The sequence below is a fragment of the Klebsiella sp. X13 genome (assembly GCF_003323835.1).
GTDB classification, from domain to species: domain Bacteria; phylum Pseudomonadota; class Gammaproteobacteria; order Enterobacterales; family Enterobacteriaceae; genus Klebsiella; species Klebsiella ornithinolytica.
Window position 1 is genome coordinate 2,928,192 of the sequence record NZ_CP030874.1, and the last position, 25,515, is coordinate 2,953,706.

20 protein-coding genes and 1 pseudogene are annotated in these 25,515 nt (G+C 56.5%); 9 read left to right on the top strand and 12 right to left on the bottom strand.

All coding sequences use genetic code 11. The annotated features are described in order from the left end of the window. Nucleotides 1-6 precede the first annotated feature (6 nt). The 3 genes from DSD31_RS13925 to cybB all read right to left on the bottom strand — a co-directional run bounded on the left by DSD31_RS13925 (nt 7) and on the right by cybB (nt 1,492). Nucleotides 7-282, bottom strand: coding sequence for a metal/formaldehyde-sensitive transcriptional repressor (locus tag DSD31_RS13925; protein ID WP_004861424.1), 276 nt, complete (start codon nt 280-282; stop codon nt 7-9). Between the two features lie 105 nt (nt 283-387). After that, complete coding sequence (locus DSD31_RS13930; protein ID WP_032717375.1) at nt 388-861, bottom strand: GNAT family N-acetyltransferase; 474 nt, start codon at nt 859-861, stop codon at nt 388-390. 103 nt (nt 862-964) lie between these two features. Next, nucleotides 965-1,492: a cytochrome b561 gene (gene cybB, locus DSD31_RS13935; protein ID WP_004861420.1), complete on the bottom strand. Its 528-nt coding sequence runs from the start codon at nt 1,490-1,492 to the stop codon at nt 965-967. Between the two features lie 578 nt (nt 1,493-2,070). On the opposite strand from cybB, the gene DSD31_RS26455 reads away from it, so the two are divergent. The 5 genes and pseudogenes from DSD31_RS26455 to DSD31_RS13950 form a co-directional block, all read left to right on the top strand. Further along, nucleotides 2,071-2,214 carry a YnfU family zinc-binding protein gene (locus DSD31_RS26455; protein ID WP_230132545.1) on the top strand — a complete coding sequence of 48 codons (144 nt, stop codon included), beginning with the start codon at nt 2,071-2,073 and terminating at the stop codon, nt 2,212-2,214. Between the two features lie 157 nt (nt 2,215-2,371). After that, nucleotides 2,372-10,954: a glycoside hydrolase family 94 protein gene (locus DSD31_RS13940; RefSeq protein ID WP_113991398.1), complete on the top strand. Its 8,583-nt coding sequence runs from the start codon at nt 2,372-2,374 to the stop codon at nt 10,952-10,954. A 282-nt stretch (nt 10,955-11,236) separates the two neighbouring features. Beyond that, a complete protein-coding gene (locus tag DSD31_RS26460; protein WP_213894586.1) occupies nt 11,237-11,413 on the top strand; it encodes a YnfU family zinc-binding protein in 177 nt (58 codons plus the stop codon). Between the two features lie 80 nt (nt 11,414-11,493). Beyond that, nucleotides 11,494-11,766 (top strand): hypothetical protein, encoded by a 273-nt coding sequence (locus tag DSD31_RS13945; RefSeq protein ID WP_015584442.1) that lies wholly within the window; start codon nt 11,494-11,496, stop codon nt 11,764-11,766. A gap of 303 nt (nt 11,767-12,069) precedes the next feature. Further along, nucleotides 12,070-12,408 (top strand): annotated as a pseudogene (locus tag DSD31_RS13950) (DUF1294 domain-containing protein); the annotation flags it as partial. 45 nt (nt 12,409-12,453) lie between these two features. On the opposite strand, the gene DSD31_RS13955 reads toward DSD31_RS13950, so the two are convergent. Further along, entirely contained in the window at nt 12,454-13,341 is an 888-nt protein-coding gene (locus tag DSD31_RS13955) for a LysR family transcriptional regulator (RefSeq protein ID WP_064359979.1), read from the bottom strand. Nucleotides 13,342-13,438: 97 nt separating this feature from the next. Here DSD31_RS13955 and DSD31_RS13960 point away from each other — a divergent pair, with 97 nt between their 5' ends. Next, a complete protein-coding gene (locus DSD31_RS13960) occupies nt 13,439-14,494 on the top strand; it encodes an SDR family oxidoreductase (protein ID WP_004861413.1) in 1,056 nt (351 codons plus the stop codon). Nucleotides 14,495-14,770: 276 nt separating this feature from the next. Here the strand turns inward: DSD31_RS13960 and DSD31_RS13970 are convergent, their stop codons facing one another. Next, a complete protein-coding gene (locus DSD31_RS13970) occupies nt 14,771-15,460 on the bottom strand; it encodes a VIT1/CCC1 transporter family protein (protein ID WP_004861411.1) in 690 nt (229 codons plus the stop codon). Nucleotides 15,461-15,616: 156 nt separating this feature from the next. On the opposite strand from DSD31_RS13970, the gene DSD31_RS13975 reads away from it, so the two are divergent. Then, the gene (locus DSD31_RS13975) at nt 15,617-16,510 is read left to right on the top strand and encodes a cation diffusion facilitator family transporter (RefSeq protein ID WP_015584446.1); all 894 of its coding nucleotides are present in this window, start codon (nt 15,617-15,619) and stop codon (nt 16,508-16,510) included. A gap of 130 nt (nt 16,511-16,640) precedes the next feature. On the opposite strand, the gene DSD31_RS13980 is transcribed toward DSD31_RS13975, so the two are convergent. From DSD31_RS13980 to DSD31_RS14000, 4 genes are all read right to left on the bottom strand, one after another. After that, nucleotides 16,641-16,928, bottom strand: coding sequence for a hypothetical protein (locus DSD31_RS13980; protein WP_224050026.1), 288 nt, complete (start codon nt 16,926-16,928; stop codon nt 16,641-16,643). A 231-nt stretch (nt 16,929-17,159) separates the two neighbouring features. Further along, nucleotides 17,160-18,077 carry a M14 family metallopeptidase gene (locus tag DSD31_RS13985; protein ID WP_004861401.1) on the bottom strand — a complete coding sequence of 306 codons (918 nt, stop codon included), beginning with the start codon at nt 18,075-18,077 and terminating at the stop codon, nt 17,160-17,162. Nucleotides 18,078-18,356: 279 nt separating this feature from the next. Beyond that, nucleotides 18,357-18,767: a DUF2000 domain-containing protein gene (locus DSD31_RS13995; RefSeq protein ID WP_015584449.1), complete on the bottom strand. Its 411-nt coding sequence runs from the start codon at nt 18,765-18,767 to the stop codon at nt 18,357-18,359. Between the two features lie 54 nt (nt 18,768-18,821). Then, nucleotides 18,822-19,676, bottom strand: coding sequence for an AraC family transcriptional regulator (locus DSD31_RS14000; RefSeq protein WP_004861394.1), 855 nt, complete (start codon nt 19,674-19,676; stop codon nt 18,822-18,824). A 302-nt stretch (nt 19,677-19,978) separates the two neighbouring features. On the opposite strand from DSD31_RS14000, the gene DSD31_RS14005 reads away from it, so the two are divergent. Continuing rightward, nucleotides 19,979-21,007 carry an LLM class flavin-dependent oxidoreductase gene (locus DSD31_RS14005; protein ID WP_004861392.1) on the top strand — a complete coding sequence of 343 codons (1,029 nt, stop codon included), beginning with the start codon at nt 19,979-19,981 and terminating at the stop codon, nt 21,005-21,007. Nucleotides 21,008-21,079: 72 nt separating this feature from the next. On the opposite strand, the gene DSD31_RS14010 is transcribed toward DSD31_RS14005, so the two are convergent. After that, nucleotides 21,080-21,415: a gamma-glutamylcyclotransferase family protein gene (locus tag DSD31_RS14010; RefSeq protein ID WP_004861389.1), complete on the bottom strand. Its 336-nt coding sequence runs from the start codon at nt 21,413-21,415 to the stop codon at nt 21,080-21,082. A gap of 250 nt (nt 21,416-21,665) precedes the next feature. Between DSD31_RS14010 and gap the strand changes: the two genes are divergently transcribed. Then, nucleotides 21,666-22,664 carry a type I glyceraldehyde-3-phosphate dehydrogenase gene (gene gap, locus DSD31_RS14015; RefSeq protein ID WP_064367531.1) on the top strand — a complete coding sequence of 333 codons (999 nt, stop codon included), beginning with the start codon at nt 21,666-21,668 and terminating at the stop codon, nt 22,662-22,664. 72 nt (nt 22,665-22,736) lie between these two features. On the opposite strand, the gene aldA is transcribed toward gap, so the two are convergent. Next, complete coding sequence (gene aldA / locus DSD31_RS14020; RefSeq protein ID WP_065906444.1) at nt 22,737-24,185, bottom strand: aldehyde dehydrogenase; 1,449 nt, start codon at nt 24,183-24,185, stop codon at nt 22,737-22,739. A gap of 198 nt (nt 24,186-24,383) precedes the next feature. Further along, the gene (locus tag DSD31_RS14025; protein ID WP_004861378.1) at nt 24,384-25,184 is read right to left on the bottom strand and encodes a YdcF family protein; all 801 of its coding nucleotides are present in this window, start codon (nt 25,182-25,184) and stop codon (nt 24,384-24,386) included. Between the last annotated feature and the right edge of the window lie 331 nt (nt 25,185-25,515).

The window sequence follows — 25,515 nt, forward strand, 5'->3', positions numbered from 1 at the left end:
GATGATTTATTTTAAATAAGATCGTAGCAGATGACCGACTTCCGCCATTCTGGCCGCTCGCTGATCCGGGGTTGTTTCGCCGCTGACCAGCTCGTCCTGAAGGTGGATTTCTACCATTTCACCCATCAGGCCGTTGGTCGCCCCGCGGATGGAGGCAATCTGCTGCAAAATCGACATGCAGGACTCGCCGGACTCCAGCGCCCTTTCCAGGGCTTCAACCTGCCCGCGAATGCGACGTACGCGGCTGAGCGCGCGTTTTTTGTCTTCAGGTGAATGTGGCACGATGACGCCCTCAATATTATATAGGGGGGTATACTATATTTTATTAAGCAAAGTGGCAAACTGAAACGCCGCGTTATACCGTAGCACGGCGGCGAGCCGTGGCGGTTAGCTGAGCCGGAGCGCCATTTCCACGCAGCGTAAATCCGCCTTCGCCAGCTTTGACGGCAGCAGCTTTTCGCGCACGGCGACAAAACCATGGCGCAGATAAAACCCGGCCGCATTCGGCGTCGCTTCCAGCGTCAGGCGCGGGAGATTCCGCCGCCGCGCTTCGGCGATAATGGTCGTCAAAATCATTCCGGCGCAACCTTTTCCGCCCCATTCGGGCAACGTAAAGATGGCTTCCACGCTGGCCGCGCGGAGATCAAGAAAGCCGGTCGCCACCGGGCGCCCGCTCTCTTCCTCAACGACAAAAAAGGGATTGTCGCGCACCGCATGGCGATACCCTTCCGGCATCGTATCCGGCGTCCAGGCCTTGAGGACCGCGGCTGCGTAGCTCTCACGACAGCCGTTGCGAATGGCCTGATTGCGGATGTTCCATAGCGCAGGTGCCTCATCCGGCACGGCAAGTCTGACTTTCATGTTGGACTCCTTTTTCCTCAGTCCGTATCAGATCTACCACAACCGGCAGCGGAAGGAATAAAAAAAAACCCGCTCGGCGGCGGGGTCAGGAGATCGGGAGTGATTAGCGCTTACGTGGCATCATGCGCAGCAGCGTATTATCTTTCCACAGATAGTGGTGCAGCAGCGCGGCCAGCGCGTGCGCGCCGATGATAAAGTAACCGGTATTCGCCAGCAGGCTATGTACGCCCTTCAGCGTATCCACCAGCTCAAACTGACTTTGCGCCGCAAACGGCATGGTCAGGCCGAAGGCAAACCACGGATTGCCACGGTAATACATCATCACCAGTCCAACGATCGGCTGGGCGATAAACAGCAGATAGATAATCAGATGCCCCAGATGGGCAAAACCGGTCATCATCGGTGACGGTTTCGGTACAATCGGCGGCGCCGGGGACTTCAGTCGGACCAGCAGGCGCGCAACCATCAACACGAGAATGGCCACCCCGCAGGAAACGTGAATCATATTAATGAGCGGACGGTCGCTGCGGGGGAAAAAACCGCGAAGCTCCATGGTGGCATAGGCGCCAACCACCAATAAAAAGACCAGCCAGTGGATACCTATTTGCAGGCCAGTGTATTTATCGCGCATGTTAAACCCTTAACAAAACTGTGATGCCGACAACATAACGACCTTTCCTGAAAAATTCATTAACTTTTACGTACTTATAAGAAACAATTGCCGTTAAGCCTCTATTCTCAGTAAAAGCAATGGGTTACTCCTGTTTCCCATGACCTGTTGCAGGCTCTTTGCCGCCATTTAAGCGCGCCAAAACCTGCTCCCACTCCCGCTTTTATCACCTAATCTCACCCATAAATAGCGCGATCTCTTTTTAATTGATTCCGCAACGTATTGATGTGTCGCCAGATTTAGCCGTTTCAGGTCTTGATATTGCAGCCAGGCCCGTCTCGCTTTACGTGACAACGTCACACACCGCACCAGCGTCCGGCGGCTGATGTCATGGTTTTTGCTTGTGACGACGGCAGATGAGAGAGCTGTCGGCCCGGCGGCAATCAGGAGATTAAAAACAATGCGGTAGCCAGGCCGGCTTCAGAAATCATCCATACCGGGCAGGGCCACACATTAAACAGATTAAATTTTAGCCATACGTGGTACACTGAAACACATTCATTGAAAGGTTAATCATCATGTCTTTTCTCGATTACGCAATGAAGTTCATCGGGGGTGCCTCGACCTCCACAATCACCTGCCCCGTCTGTGGCTTATCATCAACCCAGTCCACCTCTAAGATTCGCTTAAAACAGGCCATGCTGTGCCCTGGATGCAAGGCTATTTTTGTCCCGACACGCTAGCCAGCTTCATACACCGACCCACTTAAACCCCGTGTTCTATACTGAATAAAGACCGGCAGCTGTTAAATCCCTGATGCCTCACGCCCATCCTGAGAGAACGTTTCTGAACTGATTTCGCAACTGCTCCTGCGCGTTAATGTCGCATCAGAGCAACGCTATGAAAATGAATCCCCGAGCATGGTTTAGCCGCGCTCATCCCTTTACGAAAATCCCTGGACGGGAACCCTTCCCGGCCAACGACCCGACCGGTGAAAATAGTCTGCGGCCAGAACTGTTTTCGGCCCTCCAGATGGAACGTTACGGCCAGAAACTGGCGCATACTCATAAGCTGTCGCCGGACAAACTGCCTTACTATCTTCTCAAGCGGCTTGGGGACAACGAGGCCGTGATCACCCATAACTGTTATGCGCTCAATGCCGGGAAAAAATCGAGTATCATGCCCGCAGGCGAGTGGCTTCTTGATAATTATTACCTGATTGAGGAGCAAATTCGTATTGTCCGCCAGCACTTGCCGAAAAGCTTTGGCAAAGGTCTCCCCGCCCTGATTTCACCCCACCAGTGCCCGCGCATTTACGATATCGCCTCTGAAGCGATTGCCCACGGAGACGGACGCTGGGACGTAGCCAGTCTCACCAGCTATATCGCCGCCTATCAGCAGGTGACGCCGCTGACGTTAGGCGAGGTCTGGGCTTTACCGGGCATGCTGCGTCTGTCGCTGATCGAAAACCTGCGGCGTGTCAGTATCGAAGTAGTAAAAGCGCAGCAAGAGCGCAGCCTGGCGGACACATGGCTCACGCGGATTTTCGAATGTGCGGAGAATACGCCCGCCGATTTAATCATGGTGGTGGCCGACATGGCGCGCGCCCGCCCGCCGCTCAGCAGTGCGTTTGTCGCAGAACTGGTCCGCCGCCTGCAGGGTCATGGCAATGCGCTGGCGCTGCCGTTGACCTGGGTGGACCAGCGCCTTGCTGAACAGGGCGTGACGACCGAGGTTCTCATTCACCGCTTCAATCAACAGCTTGCCGCCAGCCAGCTTTCTGTCAGCAACAGCATCGCAGGTTTACGTTTGCTGAGCGAAACAAACTGGGCCGATTTTGCCGAGACGATCAGCGTTGTGGAACAGACATTGCGTCTTGACCCGGCCGCTACCTATTCCCGGATGCACTTTGATACCCGGGATCATTACCGGCATGTCATCGAGATTCTGGCCAGAGACAGTCGGTTCAGCGAGCCAGAGGTTGCCAGCCGGGTGCTGGCGCTTTCTCTGGAAAACGCGCCCGCCACGCCGGGATATCATGTGGGTTATTATCTGGCAGGTGAAGGCCGCGAGCAGCTGGAAGTGCAACTCTGCGCTGACACCCCTGGACTTATCCGGCTGCGCCACAGTTTCAACAAAATCCCCTTGTTGTCATGGCTCGGCAGTCTCAGCCTGTTGACGACAGCCGTTACGGCCGGAATCCTGCACGCCACAGCGCAACAGGGAATGGGCTGGATACTGATACTTTTGGCTTTACCGCTTATTGTGGCGGTCAGCCAGTTAATTAGCGATCTACTAAGCGAAGCGACCACCCGTTTTCGCATTCCCCGCCCTTTGCCACGAATGGATTTTTCAGCGGGGATTCCCGCTGACTGTGCGACGATGGTCGTGATCCCCTGTATGCTGACCAGCCACGCAGGCATCAGCCAGCTCCTCACTAGTCTCGAAGTATGCTGGCTGGGCAATCAGAATGAACACCTCCGCTTCGCTCTTCTCACCGATTTTGCTGATTCAACAGTTGAAAATCCGCCAGAAAACGCCCTGCTGCTCAGGCAGGCCATCTCGGAAACAGAGGCGCTTAACCGACGTTATCCAGCCAGCCGCCCACGCTTTTATCTTCTGCACCGACAGCCTGAATGGGTTCCGGCGCAGGAAACCTGGATGGGGCATGAACGTAAGCGGGGAAAACTGGCATTGTTGAACAACTGGTTGCGCCACCCGGCAACACAGTTTTCCAGTGTCGCCGGGCTGCCCGCGCACCAGCTGCCGGGCCCGATTAAATATGTCATAACCCTGGACAGCGATACGGTTTTGCCGCGCGACACCGCACATAAACTGGTGGCCACCATGGCGCACCCGCTGAACCAGCCCGTGTATGATCCGCTGCGACAGAGAGTCGTCAAAGGGTATGGTATTTTGCAGCCCGGACTGGCAGAGGAGATGCCGCGCAACGGACAGGGGCGCTATGCTGCCCTGCGCAGCAGCGTACCGGGTAATAATCCCTATTCAATGATGTCTTCGGACATCTATCAGGATCTCTTCGGCGAAGGGTCGTTCGTTGGCAAAGGGATTTATGACGTCGATATCTTTGTCCAGGCCACAGCCAACGCCTGCCCGGAAAATCTGGTTCTCAGCCATGACTTACTCGAAGGGTGCTATGCCCGGTCCGGGCTACTCAGTGAAGTTTTACTCTACGAACAATACCCAAACAACTATCTGTCAGACGTTGCGCGTCGTATGCGCTGGATCCGTGGCGACTGGCAGCTGCTTAACTGGCTCTGCCCGTACGTCAGAAAAGCGGATGGAACGCGGGATAAAAATCCGTTATCCCCGCTCTCCTGGTGGAAGTTATTTGATAATTTACGCCGTAGCCTGGTCGCCCCCTCTTTACTGGTACTTCTTTTTTGTTCCCTGCTCTGGGTTCCCAATCCGCTCTACTGGCTTGGCGCGCTGACGCTGGTGTGGTTATTGCCCGCAGCCCTGAGTATTCTTCACGACCTTCTTCATAAACCCTCTCGTCGCCCGTTGCGGCTACATCTTCCGCTTGTCGCCGCCGGAGCGCTGAAGCGGCTCTCCCGTATTGCACTCAATTTTGTGATACTGCCGCACGAGGCCGGATATTCATGCTATGCCATTGCCGTGACGCTCTGGCGTCTTGGTATCAGTCAGCGCAATCTCATCCAGTGGGCCAGCCACGCGCCGGACAGCCCGCAGTCCAACCTTTCGGTGCTGCGTTTTTATCGGGCGATGTGGCTCAATGTGGTCACCGGGGTCGCCCTGACGATGATGACGTATCATTTTACCCCACCGCTGCTGGCTATCGCCCTGCCCGTCACGATTCTGTGGTGTCTGGCGCCGCTGATGATGCGCTGGTTAAGCCGCCAGCCTGCGCGTAGGACGGTATCACTGAATGCGGACCAGAAGCAGCTGCTGCGTCAGACGAGCCGCGAAATCTGGGCCTTCTTTGAGACCTTTGCCACGGCAAAAGAAAACTGGCTTCCCCCGGATAATTATCAGGAAATACCGCAGCCCACCGTCGCACATCGCACCTCCCCCACCAATATCGGGCTCTCCCTGATGGCCAACCTGACCGCCTGGGATTTTGGCTACCTGCCCGGGGGTGAGGTTTTGCAACGCGTGACGCTGACGCTCGACTCGCTGGATAAAATGGAACACTTCCGCGGCCACCTCTTTAACTGGTATGACACCCGCACGCTCGCGCCCCTCAACCCACGCTATGTCTCAAGCGTTGACAGCGGCAATATGGCGGGTCATTTACTGACATTACGCGAAGGCCTGTCCGCGATGCGTTATCAGCCGGTGTTGAACAGCGAGCAGCTGCTGGCGGGGCTGAACGACACGCTGATTATTCTGGAAAAATACTGGGGCCAAAACGCGCCAACCGGTCTGCGACTGCTGCGCAAACACTGCCTTAACGCGGTATCGTTGCCCGCGGGGCAGCTGTTCGGCGAACTGAAGAAAATGCGCGCTCAGTGTAACCATCTGACGACACAGTGTGCTCAGGAAAACCCGCTGGTGGTGCGCTGGACAGCGCACCTTGAACATCAGCTGGTGCAGCTGTGCCATGAATGGTCGCATCTACTGGGCTGGTTACCCCAGGCGTATAACCAACCGCAGCTACCGACGCTGAGCTGGCTCGCCGGCGCGAGCTATCGCGGCGAAGGAACGCCTCCGGCATCGGTTACGGCGCTGGCCCGCATGCGGCTGAAGATTATCACTGAACTTGAACAGCGTCTGAACGATCATGCGAGAATGGATTTTGCGTTTCTGTACAGCGAAGCAACCTGTCTGCTCAGCGTCGGCTATAACTGTGATACCAATACCGCGGATAAAAGCCATTACGATCTGCTGCCCTCTGAAATCCGCCTGACCAGTTTTCTCGCCATCGCGACGAATCAGCTACCGTTAAAAAGCTGGTATGCCCTGGGACGGTTGTTCACCACCATTGATCATGAAACCGCGCTGATGTCATGGAGCGGTTCGATGTTTGAATACCTGATGCCGAATCTGGTGATGCCCACCTGGCCCGGCTCTCTTCTTGATGAGATGAGCCAGTCAGCGGTGAAACGTCAGATACACTGGGGCAAAGAGCGTGGCGTGCCCTGGGGGGTCTCGGAGTCCGGCTATCATGCTTTTGATGTTCAGCACAATTATCAGTACCAGGCATTTGGCGTACCGGGCCTCGGTCTGCGGCGAGGTCTGGCCGATGATATGGTGATCGCCCCGTACGCAACGCTGCTGGCTCTCATGGTCTCCCCACACAAAGCCTGCGACAATTTGCTCAGTCTGGAAAAAAACGGCGCGCGCGGCGAATACGGTTTTTATGAAGCGCTGGACTATACTCCCTCCCGCCTCGCAACCGGGCAACTGTATGCCATCGTTCAGTCCTGGATGGCGCATCATCAGGGGATGGCATTTCAGGCGCTGGCTCACGTGCTGCTCAACGCCCCGATGACAGAGCGATTCATGTCCAGTACCGCCTTCCGCTCGGCGAGCCTGTTGTTGCAGGAACGCGTCCCGGATGCGGTCGATCTTTACAGCCCGCGCCGTCATTTCGAATCCCATGAAGGGAGGGTCAAACCGGTTCGCTATGAACCGCGTATTTTCAGCGGAGCAGATACCCCGGTCCCTGAAGTGCAGCTGTTGTCCAACGGCCATTACCATCTGATGCTGACCCCTGGCGGCGGCGGTTACAGCCGCTGGAACAATCTTGCCCTCACGCGCTGGCGCAGCGATACGACCCGGGATAACTGGGGAGCATTCTGCTATATCCGCGATGCGCAAACGGACGAAGTCTGGAGCAATACCTGGCATCCTGTCGGCACAGATGCCGATGGCGGCGACGAAGCGATCTTTACCGATGCCGGCGCTGAGTTCCGCCGTACTTTCGGATCGCTGAGCGTCAGAACTCAGATTGTGGTCTCTCCGGAAGATGATATTGAACTGCGGCGGCTCACCCTGGTACACAGAGGACGCTTGCCCCGAGAGCTTGAACTGACAACCTATTGCGAAGTGGTGCTGGCCCCTGATGCCAGCGATCGGGCGCATCCGGCATTCAGCAACTTGTTTATTCAGACGGAGATTAACCCCGATCGTGACGCGATCCTGTGTCATCGCCGCCCGCGCTCGCCGGATGAACAAACCCCCTGCATGCTGCACATGGTGGTTGTGCATGGTAACAGCAGTAAGAGTATCTCGTTTGAAACTGACAGAGCCCTGTTTCTGGGTCGCGGCAAAACCCCTTCAGATGCGCAGACCGCCGGGAAAAGTGGCGCACTCAGCAATACCTCAGGCGCGGTACTGGATCCGATTCTGGCGATACGCCACGCGATTACCCTGCTGCCGGGACAACCGGTCACGGTTGATATCGTGTATGGCATCGGCGAAAGCCGCCAGCAAAGTCTGGCGTTACTGGAAAAATATCGAGATCACCCCATTGCTGACCGTATCTTTGAGCTGGCGTGGTCCCATAGCCTGGTGGTATTACGCCAGATGAATGCCAGTGAAGATGATGCCACGCTGTTTAACCGTCTCGCCAGCGCGGTGCTGTATCCCTGTCAGGAACTGCGGGCCGACGGCCAGATTATCAGCCGTAACCGGCGAGGCCAGTCCGGCCTGTGGGGCTGGGCCATTTCAGGCGATCTGCCGATAGTGCTGCTCAGCATCACCAGCGAAGAGAGTATCGCCTCGGTCACCACCCTGGTACAGGCGCACCGATACTGGCGTCAGAAAGGGCTGGAGGTTGATTTGGTGATCCTCAATGAGAGTCCCGGCGGCTATCAGCAGATCCTGCAGAACCAGATAATGGATTTAATTTATGCCCGCTCAGGAGCCAGCCTGCTGGATAAGTCGGGCGGCATTTTTGTCCGTAATGGCGAACATCTCTCCGCCGAAGATAAGCAGCTTCTGATGAGCGTGGCCTGTTTGTATCTTGATGATCGCGCAGGCGGACTCAGTGAACAGCTTAACCAGCGCATTCATACGTTAACCCCGCCGACCCGCTTATTCATTGCCCACGCGGTGGCACAGAAAAACCACCACGTCGACTGGACACCGGATAGCGATAAGTTACGCCACTTCAACGGGTTCGGAGGTTTTTCAGAAGATGGTCGGGAGTATCAGATTGTCCTCAGCGAAAACCAGCCGACGCCAGCGCCGTGGTCAAATGTACTGGCTAATCCCGGTTTTGGCAGCGTTATCTCGGAGGCGGGGCAAGCCTACAGCTGGTATGAGAATGCTCATGAGTACCGGTTAACGCCGTGGGAGAACGATCCGGTAAGCGACCGCAGCGGCGAAGCCTTTTATCTGCGCGATGAAGAGAGCGGCGCATGCTGGTCGCCGACGGTATTGCCGGTTCGCGGGCACGGTGATTACCTCACCCGCCACGGGTTTGGCTACAGCGTGTTTTCCCATCGCGAGAGCGGTATAGACAGTGAGCTGACGGTACTGGTCGCCGAACAGGCTGCGGTTAAACTGGCGATCCTGACGCTCAGCAACAACTCGGGGCGAACACGTAAACTGTCGGTCACCGGCTATGCTGAATGGACGCTCGGAGATTTACGAACCCGCACCGCCTCCCATATCGTGACGTATCCCGTCAACCATTCCGCTGGTTGCGGGGTGATGGCCAATAATTTTTACGGCGCTAACGGCGGCGAGCGCACGGCATTCTTTGCCGTCAGCGGTTCTTACTGCTCGCTGACCGGCGACCGCCGCGAGTTTATTGGACGCAATGGCTCATTGCAAAATCCGCAGGCGATGGCACTGCGCAGGCTCTCGGGTAAAACAGGCGCCGGCCTGGATCCCTGCGCCGCAGTACAATCCGCAGCGACCTTAATTGATGGCGATCAGCGGACGTTTATCTTCGTCCTTGGCGCGGAAGAAAACCATAGCCGGGCTCAGGAGACCCTGGCCCGCTATCTGAATGAAGATACCGTCCGTCAGGAACTGAACCATGTTCACCGCTACTGGCATAACGCGCTCGATAAAATCGTGGTGACGACGCCGGATACCACCGTGAATTTACTGGTCAACGGCTGGCTGCTGTATCAGACGATGGCCTGTCGCCTTATGGCACGTAGCGGCTACTATCAATCCGGCGGCGCATTTGGTTTTCGCGATCAGCTGCAGGATACGCTGGCTCTCAGCCACGCCGCGCCGGAAAAAATGCGTGAACAAATTGTACTCTGCGCCTCCCGGCAGTTTATTGAAGGAGATGTGCAGCACTGGTGGCATCCCCCGCACGGTAACGGCGTACGGACACGTTGTTCTGATGACTACCTCTGGCTCCCGTTTGCCGTCTGTCACTATGTCGAAACGATCGGCGACCCGGAAATACTGGACCTGAATATCCCTTATCTACAGGGGCGCCCGCTCCCCGCTGGCGAAGAGTCGGTCTACGATACCCCGGTCCAGAGCAGTAGCGAAGAGACGCTCTGGTTACACTGCGTCAAAGCCATTGAGCACGGATTACAGTCCGGACAGCACGGTCTCCCGCTGATGGGCGCGGGGGACTGGAATGACGGGATGAACCGGGTTGGCATTGAGGGTAAAGGTGAAAGCGTCTGGCTGGGCTTCTTCCTGTACGATATTTTACAACGCTTCGCTTCCCTTGCCGATCGGCGGCAGGATGACGCTGTCGCGTCCCTGTGTCGTCGCGAGGCGCTGCGTTTGCAAAACAGTCTCGACGCCTCCGCATGGGACGGTGAATGGTACCGACGAGGATATTTTGACGATGGGACCCCCCTGGGGTCAAAAGCTGCGCAGGACTGCCGGATTGATGCCATTGCCCAGAGCTGGTCGGTACTCTCTGGCGCGGTCAGCCGGGCGCACAGCGACCTGGCGATGCAGGCGCTGGATAAGTACCTGGTGGATAACGAGGGTGGATTAATCAAACTCTTAACCCCGCCGTTCGACGGCCACGGCCCTAATCCGGGCTACATTCAGGGCTACCTGCCCGGCGTGCGGGAAAACGGAGGGCAGTATACTCACGGCGCTATCTGGGCGGTGATGGCGTTTGCCCGAATGGGGAACGCAGAACGCGCGTGGCAGCTGTGGTCGATGATCAATCCGATAAACCACGCGCTGGATGCCGATGGCGTGGAAAAATATAAGGCGGAGCCCTATGTCATGAGTGCGGATGTCTACAGTGTCGCCCCGCATACCGGCCGGGCCGGGTGGAGCTGGTATACCGGTTCAGCGGGCTGGGCATATCGTCTGCTGACAGAGGAACTGCTGGGGATAAAACGCGGCGCGACGTCCTTCACCGTTCACGCGCTGCTGCCTGACAGCTGGCCCTCTTTTACCTTGACCTATCAATACCGCGAGAGTCAGTATCGTATTACCGTCTCACGTGGCGTCGGGCCATATCAGGCCACGCTGGATGGCCTCCTCCTCGCGGACGATTCCATTCCGCTGTTGGATGACGGACAGTCCCACACCCTTGATATCATTCAGAACTGACGCCAGTTAACCCGCGTATTAACGCCTGTCGTTAATGCGCGAATTATTTTTGCCCTTATTCATCGCGCGCTGAATCGAGAAATTATCCGGCTGTTATTTGGTTAACCCGGTTAACGGCGGTGAGACAATATGATTTCCTTATAAATTTCTCCCCACCGCGTGTTGCTGTACCAATATGCGTTAACGGCTCGCTTTTACCCTCTGCAGCAGAGAAATATAATAAAAAGAATAATAGTCAACAAAGGCGTATAATAAATAACACCTCCCTCAGAGAATTAATTTATGTCTTACACCAGTGGAATCAGACATTTCAAAGAAAGACCGGTGCATGTCACTTGCCCGGCCTGTTCCTGCATCGCAGACCAGAAGGCCGGTAAATTACGCAAAGATGCGATTCTGCAATGCCCGCAATGCGGATTATTATTCCGCCCCTCAGAGTGTTGGTGTATTGGCGGCTGAGCAGCACACCAGCACTTTAAAGCGCAACTCTTTAAAAACAGCAACATACCTGTTTTATCAGCGTAATAAAGGAAAGGCTTATGAAAACCAGAAAAGATGTTTTTATTGAAGGCGATATTCTTGCCAGCCGTCATCCTGGCGAAGTGAACCAGCCTTTCTGCATCCATAGGGTAAGGTTTAACAATGGTAAATATGCCATTATTCGGGCAGCGACAGGGCTATGTTTCCTTCCAGGAGAAATGATTCAACGGCAGGAGAACGAATGGTTTTACAACCGTGTGAAAATTCGTTTGCTCGGCTTTGAATATCTTGATGAAAAAGAATCCGCCAGGCAATTTATTGAATATTTTTGATATTAATGAAGCCGTTACCAGAAATAACATCTGCGCTGTAAACAGGTGCCATTAAACCGACACTGAGTCCTCCGTTTTTGCCGACCGGGTTCACCCGGCGCCGCGGCCGTCCCTCGGCCTGACTGAGTGCATAAATTGTCTGAATCACCTTAACACGTTGGTTGAAAGGAGGAATCCTGTTTGTGGCGCTGACTGATGTCCAGAGAGACAACCTGCGGTGAAGGCCATCCGCAAATGTTTCTTCTGGCCGCGTGATGCGTATAATTCGCCCTCTACGTTCACCGATCGCTGCTGGCTAATGGTATGAATCTCAATCGCTTCTGTTATTTACTCCTCGTCTGCGCGGCGACCGGGAGTCTGTTTACTCCGCATCCTTATATCACGTGGTTCCTGCTGGTCAGCGTACTGACGCTGGTGATTTACGGCATGGATAAAATGGCGGCACGCAAAGCCTGGCGTCGGGTGCCAGAATCTACCTTGCTGGTATTCGGCTTTGTGGGCGGATGGCCTGGCGCGATGGTCGGTCAACAGGTGTTCCGCCATAAAACGCAAAAACAGCCCTTTAAAACTTACTTCATCATCAGCGTGATATTGAGTATTCTCGCGACGCTGGCGGTTTATCAGTTCTCTCCGTTCTCTTCTTCGACCGCTTCCCGTTCGGTTTTCCCCAGTGCGAGTGTCTCGCCTTCAGATTTTGCCCATAATGTCAGGCAGTAAGGATTCGATGGCGCTGATGATGCTTCTGACCCTTTGAGGGATAAAGCGGGCGTCGGGATAGACGGCGTAAAGGAAGCGGTCAGGTAAGCGCCAGGCGGGTAATACCGGCACCAGCCTGCCGGATTGTACCGCCCTGGCTGCCAGCGGGAGCTGCATGCCGCCGATCCCGAGGCCTGACTCAATCGCCTGTCGCAGAGCCTCACTGGTGTTGGCCCGGAAAACGGTATTCACTTTCACATCGACAGCATCCTGACCCGAGACCAGGCGGAGCGGTGCTTCCAGCGGGATAGCGCTGAAGCGCACGTGCGGATGCATCGCCAGCTCGTTGACGGAATGCAGCGGTGTAAAATCAGGTGCGGCAAAGAGCGCCGTTTCAATACGCGCCAGCACGCGCGCCGCATGCGCTTGCGGCGGCTCATGGCCCAGCCGCAGCGCGACGTCTACCCCTTCAGTAACCAGATCGGCGATGCGGTCATCCAGTGACAGCATCAGATGCAAGCCTGGATTCTCTTTCTGCAGCGCCAGCAGGTGTGGCATAAAAATCTGTCCCAGACCGCTCGGCAACTGCACATGTACCCGGCCCTGAAACTGATGATCGCCAGGGTTCAACCGCCTTTCCGCTTCCCGCATGGCCTCGAGCAAAAGCTGCATATCACGGCGGTAGATTTCCCCCTGCCCGGTCAGCGCCATCACCCGCGTAGTACGATGCAGCAATACCACGCCAAGCGACTCTTCAAGGGCCGCAATCTGCTGACTGACAGCAGATTGCTTCATCCCGCTCTGGCGGGCGGCCGCAGAAAAGGAACCCGCTTCGGCTACGCGTAAAAAAGTGGCTATCGCATTGAGCTTATTATTCATTTAATGATTCTGCTTATAAGTGCCATCATTTTCAGGGGATATGTGGGAAAAAAATAATATATCACACTGTTTCCGTCACCTTCCCTGGAGAAACACGATGAATAAGACACAACAACAGAAAGTCGCGCTGGTCGCCGGCGCCAACGGCATTATCGGCAACCAGCTCGTCAAAACGCTTCTGCGCAATGGGTGGGAGGTCATCGGACTGAGCCGCCATGCCCTCTCCCACCCTGACGGCATTCCGATGGTCGAGGTTGATTTACTCGATGCCGCGGGCAGCGCGCGGGCGCTGCGGCCCCTTAGCGATATCACCCATATTTTTTATAGTGCCTGGGTGAATGCTGCAAACTGGACGGAGATGGTTGCCCCGAACGTCACCATGCTGCGTAATCTGGTCAGTCAAATCGAGCACAGGGCTCCGCTGCAAGCGGTCAGTCTGATGCAAGGATACAAGGTCTATGGCGCGCATCTTGGACCGTTTAAAACTCCGGCGCGTGAAAGCGATCCTGGCGTCCCTGGCGCTGAATTTAACGCCGCCCAGCTCGCGTGGCTCAGCCATTTTCAACGAGGTAAAACGTGGCACTGGAATGCCATCAGGCCTGGCGTGGTGGGTAGCGCGGTGCCGGGCAATACCATGAATCTTGTCCTGAGTATCGCCCTGTACGCCTCGCTGTGCCGGGCTCTGAATCTGCCGCTGCGTTTTCCCGGCTCGCCACAGACCTGGCACAGCATCGTCGATTTCACGGATGCCGGATTGTTGGCAGAAGCGACACTGTGGGCAGCCACCTCCCCCGAGGCGCAGAATCAGGCTTTCAACGTCAATAACGGTGACGTCTGGCGCTGGAGCGAACTATGGCCGCTGATCGCACGCTGGTTCGCGCTGGAGGTTGCCCCGCCGGTCAGGCTCTCCTTTCAGCAGTTATTTAAGGACTATGGCGCGCAATGGCGCGACCTTGCCGGACAGCGGCTGGTGGAGCCGGAACTTTTACGGTTAAGCGACGGCAATTTTGCCGATTTCGTCTTTAGCTGGAATGACGACATGTTTGGCGATGGCAGTAAGCTGCGCCGGGCGGGCTTCCCTCGGATGCAGGCAACCGACGAAATGTTTTTCAGTCTGTTCACGCAGCTGAGAGAGGCACGTATTATCCCCTGAAAGCGCGTGGCGCTGAAATAAAAACCGCAGCGCGCCGGCCTGTGCCGGAGAACGGTCACCGGGGGAGGTTGCGCGCGATGCTCTCCCGGCACCAGCCGGTGAAGGGGCAGATTACCGGCTTAGTCCCGATGTTTTCCCGGCATCATTCGCAGTATTCAGGGTAAATCCCCTTAAACTCCAGCGCCGCGTAAGTGATTACGATGAGCAGTAATACCAGCCAGTGTAGTGCTATCTGACGACCTGAATATTTTCTCAATTTTATCGCTTAATGGTCATTCAGGCCATGGCCTGACCGGCGAGAGAACCGGCCCCCATGGATAAAGCCATGGCCATTGCGCTCCAGAAAGTGATTCTGATTATTGCCTTCATCGGTGACGCATGGCCCGCAGTCGATGAGATATAGCCAAGAATAACCAGCGAAAAAAGCGTGGAGAGAATAACGAACGGAAAAACCAGCGTTGCCGGCGCTAGCCATGCGATGATGACCGGCAACAGCGCGCCGGCGGAAAAGCTGAACGCTGAAAACATCGCGGCCTGCAGCGGCTGCGCCGAATTTGTCTCCGTCAGCCCCAGCTCTTCCCGGGCATGAGCGTCCAGCGCATCCTTCGCCATAAGCTGTTCCGCGACCCGGTATGCCAGAGCCGACTCCAGTCCGCGCTGCCTGTACAGCGAAGCCAGTTCCTGCACCTCTTCCTCATAATTTGCCGCCAGCTCTCTTTTCTCCTGACTGAGCGCCGCGTGTTCGCTATCCGCCTGCGATGAGACGGAAACATATTCGCCGGTTGCCATCGACATGGCGCCCGCAACCAGCCCAGCCACGCCGGCGAGTAAAATACCCGACGGCGAAGTGCCCGCTGCGGCGACCCCGAGCACCAGACTGGCGGTCGACACGATGCCATCGTTCGCCCCCAGCACTGCCGCTCTTAGCCACCCTACTTTGCCGATACTGTGTCGTTCCAGATGCATAGTGGTTTTCCTTTCGATCGGGAAATGAGTCATCCTGGCATGACAGATATATAAAAACCGCCTCACTTGTAACTTATTCTTTTATCATTAACCTTCCATTAAGATTACGCCAGTATAATCCAGTGCCTGAGGTGAATTATTTAAACGGACAGTTTTATGCGAAATGATAATGGGTATCATGAACGTTCAGCCACCGCACAAAAAAGCACATTAATCAGCGCCGCGGTAAATATTATTTTGTCGTTCATGCAAATTCTTAGCGGTATATTTTCTGGCTCTCAGGGTTTAATTGCTGATGGTATTCATTCTCTTTCTGATTTAGTGGCAGATGTGGTGGTGCTGCTGGCAAATAAAAAGAGCCGTAAACCCTCGGACAGCGACCACCATTACGGCCACTGGCGATACGAGAACGGTGCGTCAATGATTCTCGGAATGATGCTGGTCGCCGTGGGCGTCGGTATGCTGTGGTCGGCTGCGGGAAAATTGCTGCACCCTGCATCACTCTCTGAGGTACATGTGACCGCGCTGTGGGTCGCGCTTGCCGCGCTCGCTATTAAGGAAACGCTGTTCCGCTATATGCGCAGGGTAGCCATCCGTCTCCAGTCCTCTCTGCTGATGGCCAATGCATGGCATGCCCGTTCAGATGCCGCTTCATCGGTTGTTGTCGCGATTGGTATTACCGGGACGCTGGCCGGCTACCCCTGGTTTGATCCAGCGGCGGCTTTTGTGGTCGGATTGCTGATACTGCGCATGGGCTACTCCTTCGCCGCTGACGCGATGCACGATCTGATGGACCGCGCGGTGGATACCGACAAGGAACATGCAATCAAAGCGCTTCTTCTGTCAACGCCGGGGGTCGCCGGGCTTCACGATCTGAAAACGCGAAAAGTGGGAGATCTTATCCTCGTCGATGTGCATCTGGAAGTGCCGGAGCATCTCTCCGTCCGGGATGGCCATGACATTGCGGTGGCGGCTCGGGAACGGGTTTTACACAAGCACGGGGTACTGAATGTCATGGTTCATATTGATCCATGTTCAGTCGCAACGTGACATCGCGGGGTGTAGACGCAGGCTCGCTCAGGTCTGCTCCTCGCACCGCCTTTCCGGGGCGTGTGGCGCAGGCTCCTGGGGTATCTGAATCCGCTGCACAGAAATCCCGTCAGCGCCGTTAACTTACCGCTCAGGACTTTTGCTCATCCGGGATTTCATGGCGCGGCATGGGGGTGCCTGGACATTGCTGTCGTTCGCCATTTGCATAAGGATAATCCTCTTGTCGCGAGGCGATCAGCAAGCGCAGGGTCTGTATAGAAATGGCCGCGCCAACTGTAGACAGCGCGCCCGCGATTAATGCGTATAACAAATCGCCCAGACACCAACAGTCCCACGCAATAAAAAAATTAATTGGGACAATAAATATAAACTGAACCACAGCCATTACAAATATAGAAATATGAACACCTGAAATCATAATTCATTATCTGTTTATTATCTTTAATGGTTGACTTAAATAACCGCAGCTCAACCCTACGGACATAGTCAAAAGCCACCATTTAAATTCATAGAGAATAGCAAACAATAATTATTATAATGACAGATTTATTTTTGTGATGACAACCTGTAATTTGCGAAACGACCGTTCGATAAATACGAATCAGAAGACCCGCAGGCAGACCGGGCAATATCTGCCCGATCTGATCACTCAGTGTGATAATGCAAATTCGATGGCCCGACGGACGGTGACTACCTGCGCCCGGGTACACTCCTGCGGAGACGTTTTCGCGCTATCGGGATAGACTTCGGTTGTGGTGGTAAACGGCGCGCCGGTCATGGTCGAGCACAGGTGCCAGGCATTATTGTCATACTCAACAATCCCCTGGCCGATGACCGGATAACCGAGCACGGTCTCGCCGGGCAGCGACGGAGCAATGTGCGTCACCTGCGCAACTGCGGAAATCAACGCGCTCTGGAAATCCAGCCTTGAATTGCGCTCGTCGCTAACCAGATAGAAGCCATCAGGAATATTCTCCGGTTTATACGCCACGCCGTCTCTGGCAGCCCGCGCGGGGCTGAACTCGCTTTCGTCCGTATCGGTCGTTTCATGCAAATCAACGTGAACGGCGAACCGACCTTTCAACGGCGAAATGAGCCTCATCAATGCCAGGGACTCCTCCGCTGCGCCCTCCGGGAAAAATTGCCGGTTAGGATCGACGGCATCGTAGTTCCAACGGGAAATACGCTCATAGGCCCAGGGGCTGACGCAGGGAGCAACCAGTAGATTGATTTTTCCCGCATACTCATCCTGATATTCCGTCAAAAACGTCAGGGCGCCCATCACGCCGCTGGTTTCATAACCGTGGACGCCGCCCGTCACGAGCGCCACCGGCAGAGTATCGTCCCAGTTTTTTGATTTTACCGCTCTCAACGGATAAACATCATCGGCGTAACGCAATTCGCCATACTGAATGACATCGAAGCGGTGCTTCAGGCCATCGAGGACATCTGACACATCGCGCTGATAGCTCCTGGATCGCGTCTGGTTCTGCCGCCACTGCTGTATTTCGTCTGCTGTCCAGGGTTGCCCCGGGGTACCGATTGGATAAAACTGATTCAGGGTCATATTTCACTCAGAGAATAAAAGAGAGTATCGGGTGCGGGAAGAGAGGTATGCAGCGCACCTTCCGGAACCGTCGATGAAAACATCTCGGGCAATCAGGCCGTTGGCTAATTGCGCCATCTCTGAATTAAAGCACAGATCGCCGCAAGGACAACAGCGGCTGAAGGCCGGTCAACAGGCGATTTTCCGCCAAAGCAGGATCAATACGGAGGCGGACGCTGTTCCTGCCGCCCGGAAAGCTGTGGCCTGGGGCAACCCGCCTTCGTATCAACAGCAGGTAAACTAACCGTGGAGCGAGAGCCCTTTGATCACTTTATCCACCTTTTTTTTCGGGCCACGGATCCCCAGCCCGACCAGATCCAGATTCTCCGCATCGGCGGCCATAAATACCTCACGATTGGCCTCATCATACCCGGTAGCAAACATGGCGTGGATGTAGGGAATGATGGTCACCTCCCGCTCAAGCGCTTTGCGATGCACGACCTGCAGTTTTTCCAGCCCGCCCTCAAAGATCAGCATGGGCTGGCCAGACATATTGCCATATTGCCGGCCCAGTGCATCGATATAGGGCTGGCCGAGGATCTCGGGCGCCGCAGAGGCAATCCCCGTCGCCAGAAATGCCACCACGTTCAGTCGCTGCCATGTCGCTAAATCATCGCGCACGATATAGGCAATCTTAGTGTCAAACGTCATCAAAATACTCCTGTCTGTACCGCGAAAAGGCTATCTTCACGCAGGCACGGGGCATCAGGATAGAACGTTTGAGCAGCGGCTCTGAAAGGCAACCGGAGACATCCGGTAGGCGCGTCGGAACCAGCGACCTAAATGGCTTTGATCGGCAAAACCGGTCTCTGCCGCAACCTGCGACACAGCCAGACCTCCAGCCAGCAGTCGTCGCGCGGTGCGCAGGCGCAGCCTGACCAGATACGCATGGGGCGTCTGTCCGAAGGCCGCCTTGAATTGCCGGCTCAGGCGGAACCGGTCGATACCGCTGATCTCGGCCAGCTCATCGAGGCCGGTATTCCAGGCAAGATGGTCGTGCAGATACTCACGGACCCTGTTCATCCTGACCAGGGAATCGGTCATCGCCGTTGCTGGCTTTACGGCAACGTGCGGCGTCAGATGCGCCACCAGACGATCGAGGCTCTCATCACACGCCAGCCGACCTTCCCCATAATGAATGGCCGCAAACGCCTGCGAGATGGCCACGATCAATTCGCGATCGGCGGTCAGCGTATGGCGAAAAGCGGCCTCCACCAGAGAAATATCGCCCATGCCGCGCTGATCCAGACTGTCGGACATCCAGCGCTGCGGGATGTAGAGCATGGCATAGGTGAATCCACTGGGCTGCGGGGCATGGCCATCATGCGCTGCGCCCGGCTCAATAAGGATCGCGTTTCCCGGCGTACTGGTATGCACCGCGCGGTGGCAGCTAAAGCGCTGGGAACCCTGTAACGTCACCCCTACCAGCAGCTCCTCGTGGTCATGGCTGTCGTAAGCATGGCCTTTAAAGTGCGCGTTGACGCTTTCAATCCCCGTCGCGGTATCCCGGCGAAAGTCGATCCAATCGCCGGATGTCGCCGGCGGCGTTTTTTCTGACATCATCACACTCTGACAACGTTGGCGAGACAATAAGCTTAACAGGGAACTGCGCGGCGAATTGGCCTAAAATGCGCCACATATTATCGGGGATCGGCGGCGCATCGCACCAGTCAGTCGCTCCCGGACGGGGGCGCCGGCGCCCCGTTTCAATCAATTTATTTGATGCATTATGTTAAACAAACGTGATTTATTCTCCTCAGGGAATACGTAAAGTAGTGATTATGCCCAACGAGAACCGGCAGGCTTATCGAGGCCGGCGCCCGTCTACTGAACATTTCCCTGCAAACCAGGATAAAGACGTCATGAAAAAGATTGGATTTTTGTCATTCGGTCACTGGACGCCATCGCCGCAGTCCGCTACCCGCTCTGCCGCTGACGCGTTGTTGCAATCCATCGATCTGGCGGTGGCCGCTGAAGAGCTGGGCGCTGACGGCGCCTGGTTCAGAGTGCATCACTTTGCCCGTCAGCTCAGCTCGCCGTTTCCCCTGCTGGCGGCGATCGGCGCCAGAACCCGGCGTATTGAGATAGGAACCGGCGTTATCGATATGCGCTATGAAAACCCGCTGTACATGGCCGAAGATGCCGGCGCCGCGGATTTGATCTCCGGCGGACGCCTGCAGCTGGGTATCAGCCGGGGCTCCCCGGAGCAGGTCATCGATGGCTGGCGCTATTTCGGTTACGTCCCTGGCGAAGGGGAAAATGAATCCGATATGGCGCGCCGGCATACTGAGGTGTTGCTGGACGTCCTGCGCGGCGAAGGCTTTGCGAAGCCCAATCCGCAGCCGATGTTCCCGAACCCGCCGGGTCTGCTGCGCCCGGAACCGCATTCCGCGGGTCTGCGCGACCGCATCTGGTGGGGCGCCGGTTCGAATGCGACGGCGGAGTGGGCCGCCAGACTGGGGATGAACCTGCAAAGCTCGACCTTAAAAGACGATGAAACCGGCGAACCGTTCCATATTCAACAGGCAAAACAGATCCGTGCCTATCGCGACGCCTGGGCGCAGGCCGGGCATACGCGGACGCCGCGCGTCTCGGTTAGCCGCAGCATTTTTGCCCTGATGGACGATCGGGACCGGCGCTATTTTGGCTCCAGCCATGACGACAGCGATAAAGTCGGTTTCCTCGATGAGAAGACCCGCGCAATTTTTGGTCGCAGCTACGCCGCCGAACCGGACAAGCTGATTGCCCAGCTGCAGCAGGATGAGGCGATTGCCGAGGCGGATACGCTGATGCTGACCGTGCCGAACCAGCTCGGCGTCGATTACAACGTGCACGTCATCGAGTCCATCCTGCGGCATGTGGCGCCGGCAATGGGCTGGCGCGACAAATAAATTTGCCCTCTCCACGCCCTGCCCGCCGCCGGCTGGCGGGGCACATGGCCCGGTACAGACCGCCGGGATGAGTTATGGGCGGACTGGCGGCTGAAGCTGATAGATCCACGCGGTCACGCGCTGCGCCTCTACCGTCGTCACCTCCACCGCCACGCGGTCGTAGCCCGCTTCGAACTCATCCAGCATCGGCCAGTGCGCGGCAAGTTTATCCGATGTAAAGAGATAGCCGTCGACCCGGGGACCGTTTTTATCAAGGACGATACCCGGGAAGTCGGCAGCGGCTCCCCAGCCGCGCGCATAAAACGTGCCGTGCACCCACCCCGGCAGCCACTCGCCGCCGATAGTTTCCAGAATGGGGGCATTTTCCTGGCCCGGACGCAGCGTGCCGTAAACAAATAAGCGTTCCATGATTCCTCGTCGCAAAGTCACTCATGCCCGACGGGCGGTGAAAAGGTTCAAAATACGAGGGAACACGGCGCTTAGCAAGATGCGGGAAACGCGGATAATCCGCGGCAGAGAATGCATTAATTTTTCTGTAGTGTTTTTCAACCGCTTAGCGGATGGAGCGACTTTCCGGGTTGCCGATTCACCATCAGTAGAGTATGCCTGGAGTGTCTTATACCCTCAACCTCACTCACCATCCTATCGGAGGCTTTACATGAGCAAACTAGGGATTAATGGCTTTGGTCGTATCGGACGTCTGGTATTACGCCGTTTACTGGAAGTGAACAGCCCGCTTGAAGTGGTGGCGATCAACGATCTGACCTCACCGAAAGTGCTGGCCTATTTGTTAAAACATGATTCTAACTACGGGCCGTTCCCGTGGAGCGTTGATTTTACCGAAGATGCGCTCATCGTGAACGGCAAAAAAATTACCGTCTATGCCGAGAAAGAGGCCCGGCATATTCCGTGGAAAGCGGTGGGTGCAGAACTGATTGTCGAGTGTACCGGCTTCTACACATCAACCGAGAAGGCGCAGGCACACCTCGATGCCGGGGCGAAAAAAGTCCTGATCTCCGCTCCTGCCGGTGACATGAAGACCATCGTCTATAATGTCAACGACGATACCCTGACCGCCGATGACACCATCATTTCCGTCGCCTCCTGTACCACCAACTGCCTGGCACCGATGGCCAAAGTGCTCAACGACGCCTTCGGCATTAAGCTCGGCACCATGACCACTATTCATGCCTACACCGGCACGCAGTCGCTGGTTGACGGCCCGCGGGGGAAAGATTTACGCGCCTCGCGCGCGGCGGCAGAAAATATCATCCCGCACACCACCGGGGCGGCGAAAGCCATCGGGCTGGTTATTCCTGCGCTCAGCGGCAAGCTGAAGGGTCACGCCCAGCGCGTGCCGACCAAAACCGGCTCAGTCACCGAACTGGTCTCCATCCTGGAGAAAAAAGTCACCGCCGATGAGGTCAACCAGGCGATGAAAAAAGCGGCGGAGAACAACGAATCCTTCGGCTACACCGAAGAAGAGATCGTCTCTTCCGACATTATCGGCAGCCATTTCGGCTCTATTTACGATGCCACCCAGCTTGAAGTCGCCGAAGCCGGCGATGTTCAGCTGGTCAAAACCGTCGCCTGGTACGATAACGAGTACGGTTTTGTCACCCAGCTCATCCGCGTACTGGATAAATTTGCCCGCTAGCCATCGCGGCGACGAAAAAAAGCGGATAGCCCGGCTATCCGCTTGTCGCCCGGCCGGAACCGGCGCTGGCGACTACCGCGCTGACGACTGTAAATAGACGACCTGGGTCTGCAGATACTCATTCAACCCATGACGACCGTCGGCACCGCCGATACCTGATTTTCGCCATCCGGCATGGAAGCCCTGCATCGCTTCAAAGTTCTCGCGGTTAATGTAGGTTTCACCGAACTTCAGCCCCTTTATCGCCTTCATCGCCACATTCAGATCCCGGGTATAGATCGAGGAGGTCAGGCCATAGTCGCTGTCATTGGCCATCGCCAGCGCCTCATCCAGGGTGTCAAACGCCACCACCGGCAGCACCGGGCCAAACGTCTCTTCATGAATGATGTCCATCTCCTGGCGTACGTCCAGCAGCAGCGTCGGCGGATAGAAATAGCCGCGGCCCGCTACCGCATTGCCGCCCAGCGCCAGACGCGCCCCCTGCGCTAACGCTTTGGCGACTTTCTGCTCGACGCGTTCCCGCGCGGCGGCGTTGATCAACGGCCCCATGGCGATATCGTCCCGGGTAGCCGGGTCGCCAAACTGTACCGCCTTTAAAGCTTCGCCCAGGCGATTTACAAACCGATCGTAAATGCCTTTTTGTACGTAGACCCGCTCCACGCAGTTACATACCTGCCCGCTGTTAATGACCCGGGAATCCACCACCGCTTTTACCGCCAGCTCAAGGTCGGCATCATCCATCACGATGGCCGGCGCCTTGCCGCCCAGCTCAAGGCACACTTTAGTGATGTTCTTCGCCGCGGCGGCCATAATCTTCTCGCCCGCGCCGACGCTGCCGGTCATGCTGACCATCGCCACTTTGGGATTGGCCGCCAGCTCGTGACCAACGGTTTCACCGCGGCCCAGCACCAGATTAAATACCCCTTTCGGCAGACCGATGTCATCGACAATCTGCGCAAACGCGACGGCATTGTTGGGGGTAAATTCGCTGGGTTTAATGACGATGGTGTTACCGGTAATTAACGCTGGCGCCAGCTTGCGGGCGATCAGGAAGAACGGGAAGTTCCACGGCAGGATTCCGGTGGTGACGCCCAGCGCGCGTTTGAAGACGAGGATGTTTTCTCCTGGCCGATCGCTCTGGACGATTTCGCCTTCATAGCGACGCGCCCACTCGGCCATATAGTCAAGATAATCGGCGGTAAATGAGACCTCCACCGCCGCCAGCTGCTGGGTTTTGCCCCCTTCCGCCACGATCAGCGCGGCAATCTCCTGCGCGCGCTGGCGAATGCCGGCGGCAATTTTCCGCAGCCAGCCCGCGCGCTCAATCGCCGGCAGCGCCTCCCAGGCAGGCTGCGCGCGCTCTGCCGCCTCAATAGCCCGCCGGGCATCCTCAGCCGTGCCATCGGGAATACGGGAAAGCAGCGCTTCCGTTGCCGGGTTGAGTACATCGATCCAGGCGTCGCCGCGCCCAACCACAAACTGACCATCAATATACATCGGGTGCTGAACGGGTGCTGTCATGGCCTGCTCCTGTAGATTTAGTGTTTTTAACAAGTAACTTATTTGTTAAAAATCTACTCACACGCCGCGCTAAGAGCAGACGGTCAGCATAATTTTGTGAAACAGCTCATGAAAACGCGCCAACATCACGCCGATGAAGTTACATACTGGCAACAAAAATTGCCCGTTTGCGAAAAACGCGCCGCAAACGGGCAACGCTCAGCCGGGCGCGCGGGCGTTCAGCGCTTCACCCAGCAGGTTGTCTTCACTCAAGCGTTGTCCGGCTTCGAGGATCCGGGCGGGGATATCTACATGGACGATAAAATCTTTTCCGCGCGGGCCGTATCCCTGGGGCGCATCCAGCAACCGCGGCAGCTCGCCAAGAATCAGCGACAGGTAGCGTCCGACCGGCCACAGCCCGGCAGCGTCACCGCGAAACGCCAGCCCGTTCGCCGTATTGTCCAGCAGCGGCGCGCAGCCCGGCGTGCTGTACCACTGCGGCACGACCGCCTCGCCCTGCCAGACCCGGGCAAAGGTCGCCATAGTTCGCCGCTGCATCGTCGGATCCTGGAGCACCACGCCAGCGCGGGGAGCGATTCCCGTCGCCGCCAGCATCTCGCGGGTAAAGCGCGCGTTCTCACCGCAGTTGGTGGAACGATCCTCAACCACGATCCTGTCGCGGGGGATATGCCAGAAACGGTGGGCGATATCGGCGAGGATATGCGCCTCCGGGCGCCCGTCGACCGGCAGCGACCGATAGCGCGGATCGTTGCGTACCGCGTCGTAGAGAAAGACCGTGGAGTGGCCAATCCCGCCGCTAATCAGCAGCGGGACCCCGGCGTCAGCCGCCAGCCGACAGGCGGCATCAATGGTCGGGATCACCGCATTGCCCGCCAGCACCACAATATCCACCGCCGGCATCGGCGCCTGTGCGGTAAAATCATCCAGCGCCAGCCACTGGCCCAGGCGGTTGGCCGCCGCCAGCGTTGCATCCGGCAGGGATGGGAACTGCTCACTCATACTCGCTCCTTTCATGCCATCTCATCCATCAAGGACGTCCGGCCCTATCATAACCCCTCACCCACAGCGTCGGCGAATAAACGGGAAGGCGTGACTAAAAAGCCCACATGCTAGCTAAAAACGAATGGCTTGCGCCTGAATCATCACCGCAATGATGCCATTAACGCGCGCAGAGGCTCACGCATCATCATGTTGGCCACCTGAAAATCGATAAAAGGCGCGGAGGACGGCAGCGGACGACCGGGTAGCGGCGTATCGGGCAGGAACGGCGGGCCTGTCAGCCGCCGCCATCTTCTGCGGCGGCTGATGAAACTCGCCAGGTTATGCTTTG

Excerpts from the sequence above, each read along its gene's own strand:
- DSD31_RS13945 (WP_015584442.1), top strand. The coding sequence starts at position 11,494 with ATGAAAACCAGAAAAGATGTTTTTATTGAAGGCGATATTCTTGCCAGC.
- DSD31_RS26455 (WP_230132545.1), top strand. The coding sequence starts at position 2,071 with ATGAAGTTCATCGGGGGTGCCTCGACCTCCACAATCACCTGCCCCGTC.
- DSD31_RS14005 (WP_004861392.1), top strand. The coding sequence starts at position 19,979 with ATGAAAAAGATTGGATTTTTGTCATTCGGTCACTGGACGCCATCGCCG.
- DSD31_RS13995 (WP_015584449.1), bottom strand. The coding sequence starts at position 18,767 with ATGACGTTTGACACTAAGATTGCCTATATCGTGCGCGATGATTTAGCG.
- DSD31_RS13940 (WP_113991398.1), top strand. The coding sequence starts at position 2,372 with ATGAAAATGAATCCCCGAGCATGGTTTAGCCGCGCTCATCCCTTTACG.
- DSD31_RS13980 (WP_224050026.1), bottom strand. The coding sequence starts at position 16,928 with ATGATTTCAGGTGTTCATATTTCTATATTTGTAATGGCTGTGGTTCAG.
- DSD31_RS14000 (WP_004861394.1), bottom strand. The coding sequence starts at position 19,676 with ATGTCAGAAAAAACGCCGCCGGCGACATCCGGCGATTGGATCGACTTT.
- cybB (WP_004861420.1), bottom strand. The coding sequence starts at position 1,492 with ATGCGCGATAAATACACTGGCCTGCAAATAGGTATCCACTGGCTGGTC.
- DSD31_RS13970 (WP_004861411.1), bottom strand. The coding sequence starts at position 15,460 with ATGCATCTGGAACGACACAGTATCGGCAAAGTAGGGTGGCTAAGAGCG.
- DSD31_RS13960 (WP_004861413.1), top strand. The coding sequence starts at position 13,439 with ATGAATAAGACACAACAACAGAAAGTCGCGCTGGTCGCCGGCGCCAAC.
- DSD31_RS13985 (WP_004861401.1), bottom strand. The coding sequence starts at position 18,077 with ATGACCCTGAATCAGTTTTATCCAATCGGTACCCCGGGGCAACCCTGG.
- aldA (WP_065906444.1), bottom strand. The coding sequence starts at position 24,185 with ATGACAGCACCCGTTCAGCACCCGATGTATATTGATGGTCAGTTTGTG.
- gap (WP_064367531.1), top strand. The coding sequence starts at position 21,666 with ATGAGCAAACTAGGGATTAATGGCTTTGGTCGTATCGGACGTCTGGTA.
- DSD31_RS13975 (WP_015584446.1), top strand. The coding sequence starts at position 15,617 with ATGCGAAATGATAATGGGTATCATGAACGTTCAGCCACCGCACAAAAA.
- DSD31_RS14010 (WP_004861389.1), bottom strand. The coding sequence starts at position 21,415 with ATGGAACGCTTATTTGTTTACGGCACGCTGCGTCCGGGCCAGGAAAAT.
- DSD31_RS13955 (WP_064359979.1), bottom strand. The coding sequence starts at position 13,341 with ATGAATAATAAGCTCAATGCGATAGCCACTTTTTTACGCGTAGCCGAA.
- DSD31_RS13930 (WP_032717375.1), bottom strand. The coding sequence starts at position 861 with ATGAAAGTCAGACTTGCCGTGCCGGATGAGGCACCTGCGCTATGGAAC.
- DSD31_RS14025 (WP_004861378.1), bottom strand. The coding sequence starts at position 25,184 with ATGAGTGAGCAGTTCCCATCCCTGCCGGATGCAACGCTGGCGGCGGCC.
- DSD31_RS26460 (WP_213894586.1), top strand. The coding sequence starts at position 11,237 with ATGTCTTACACCAGTGGAATCAGACATTTCAAAGAAAGACCGGTGCAT.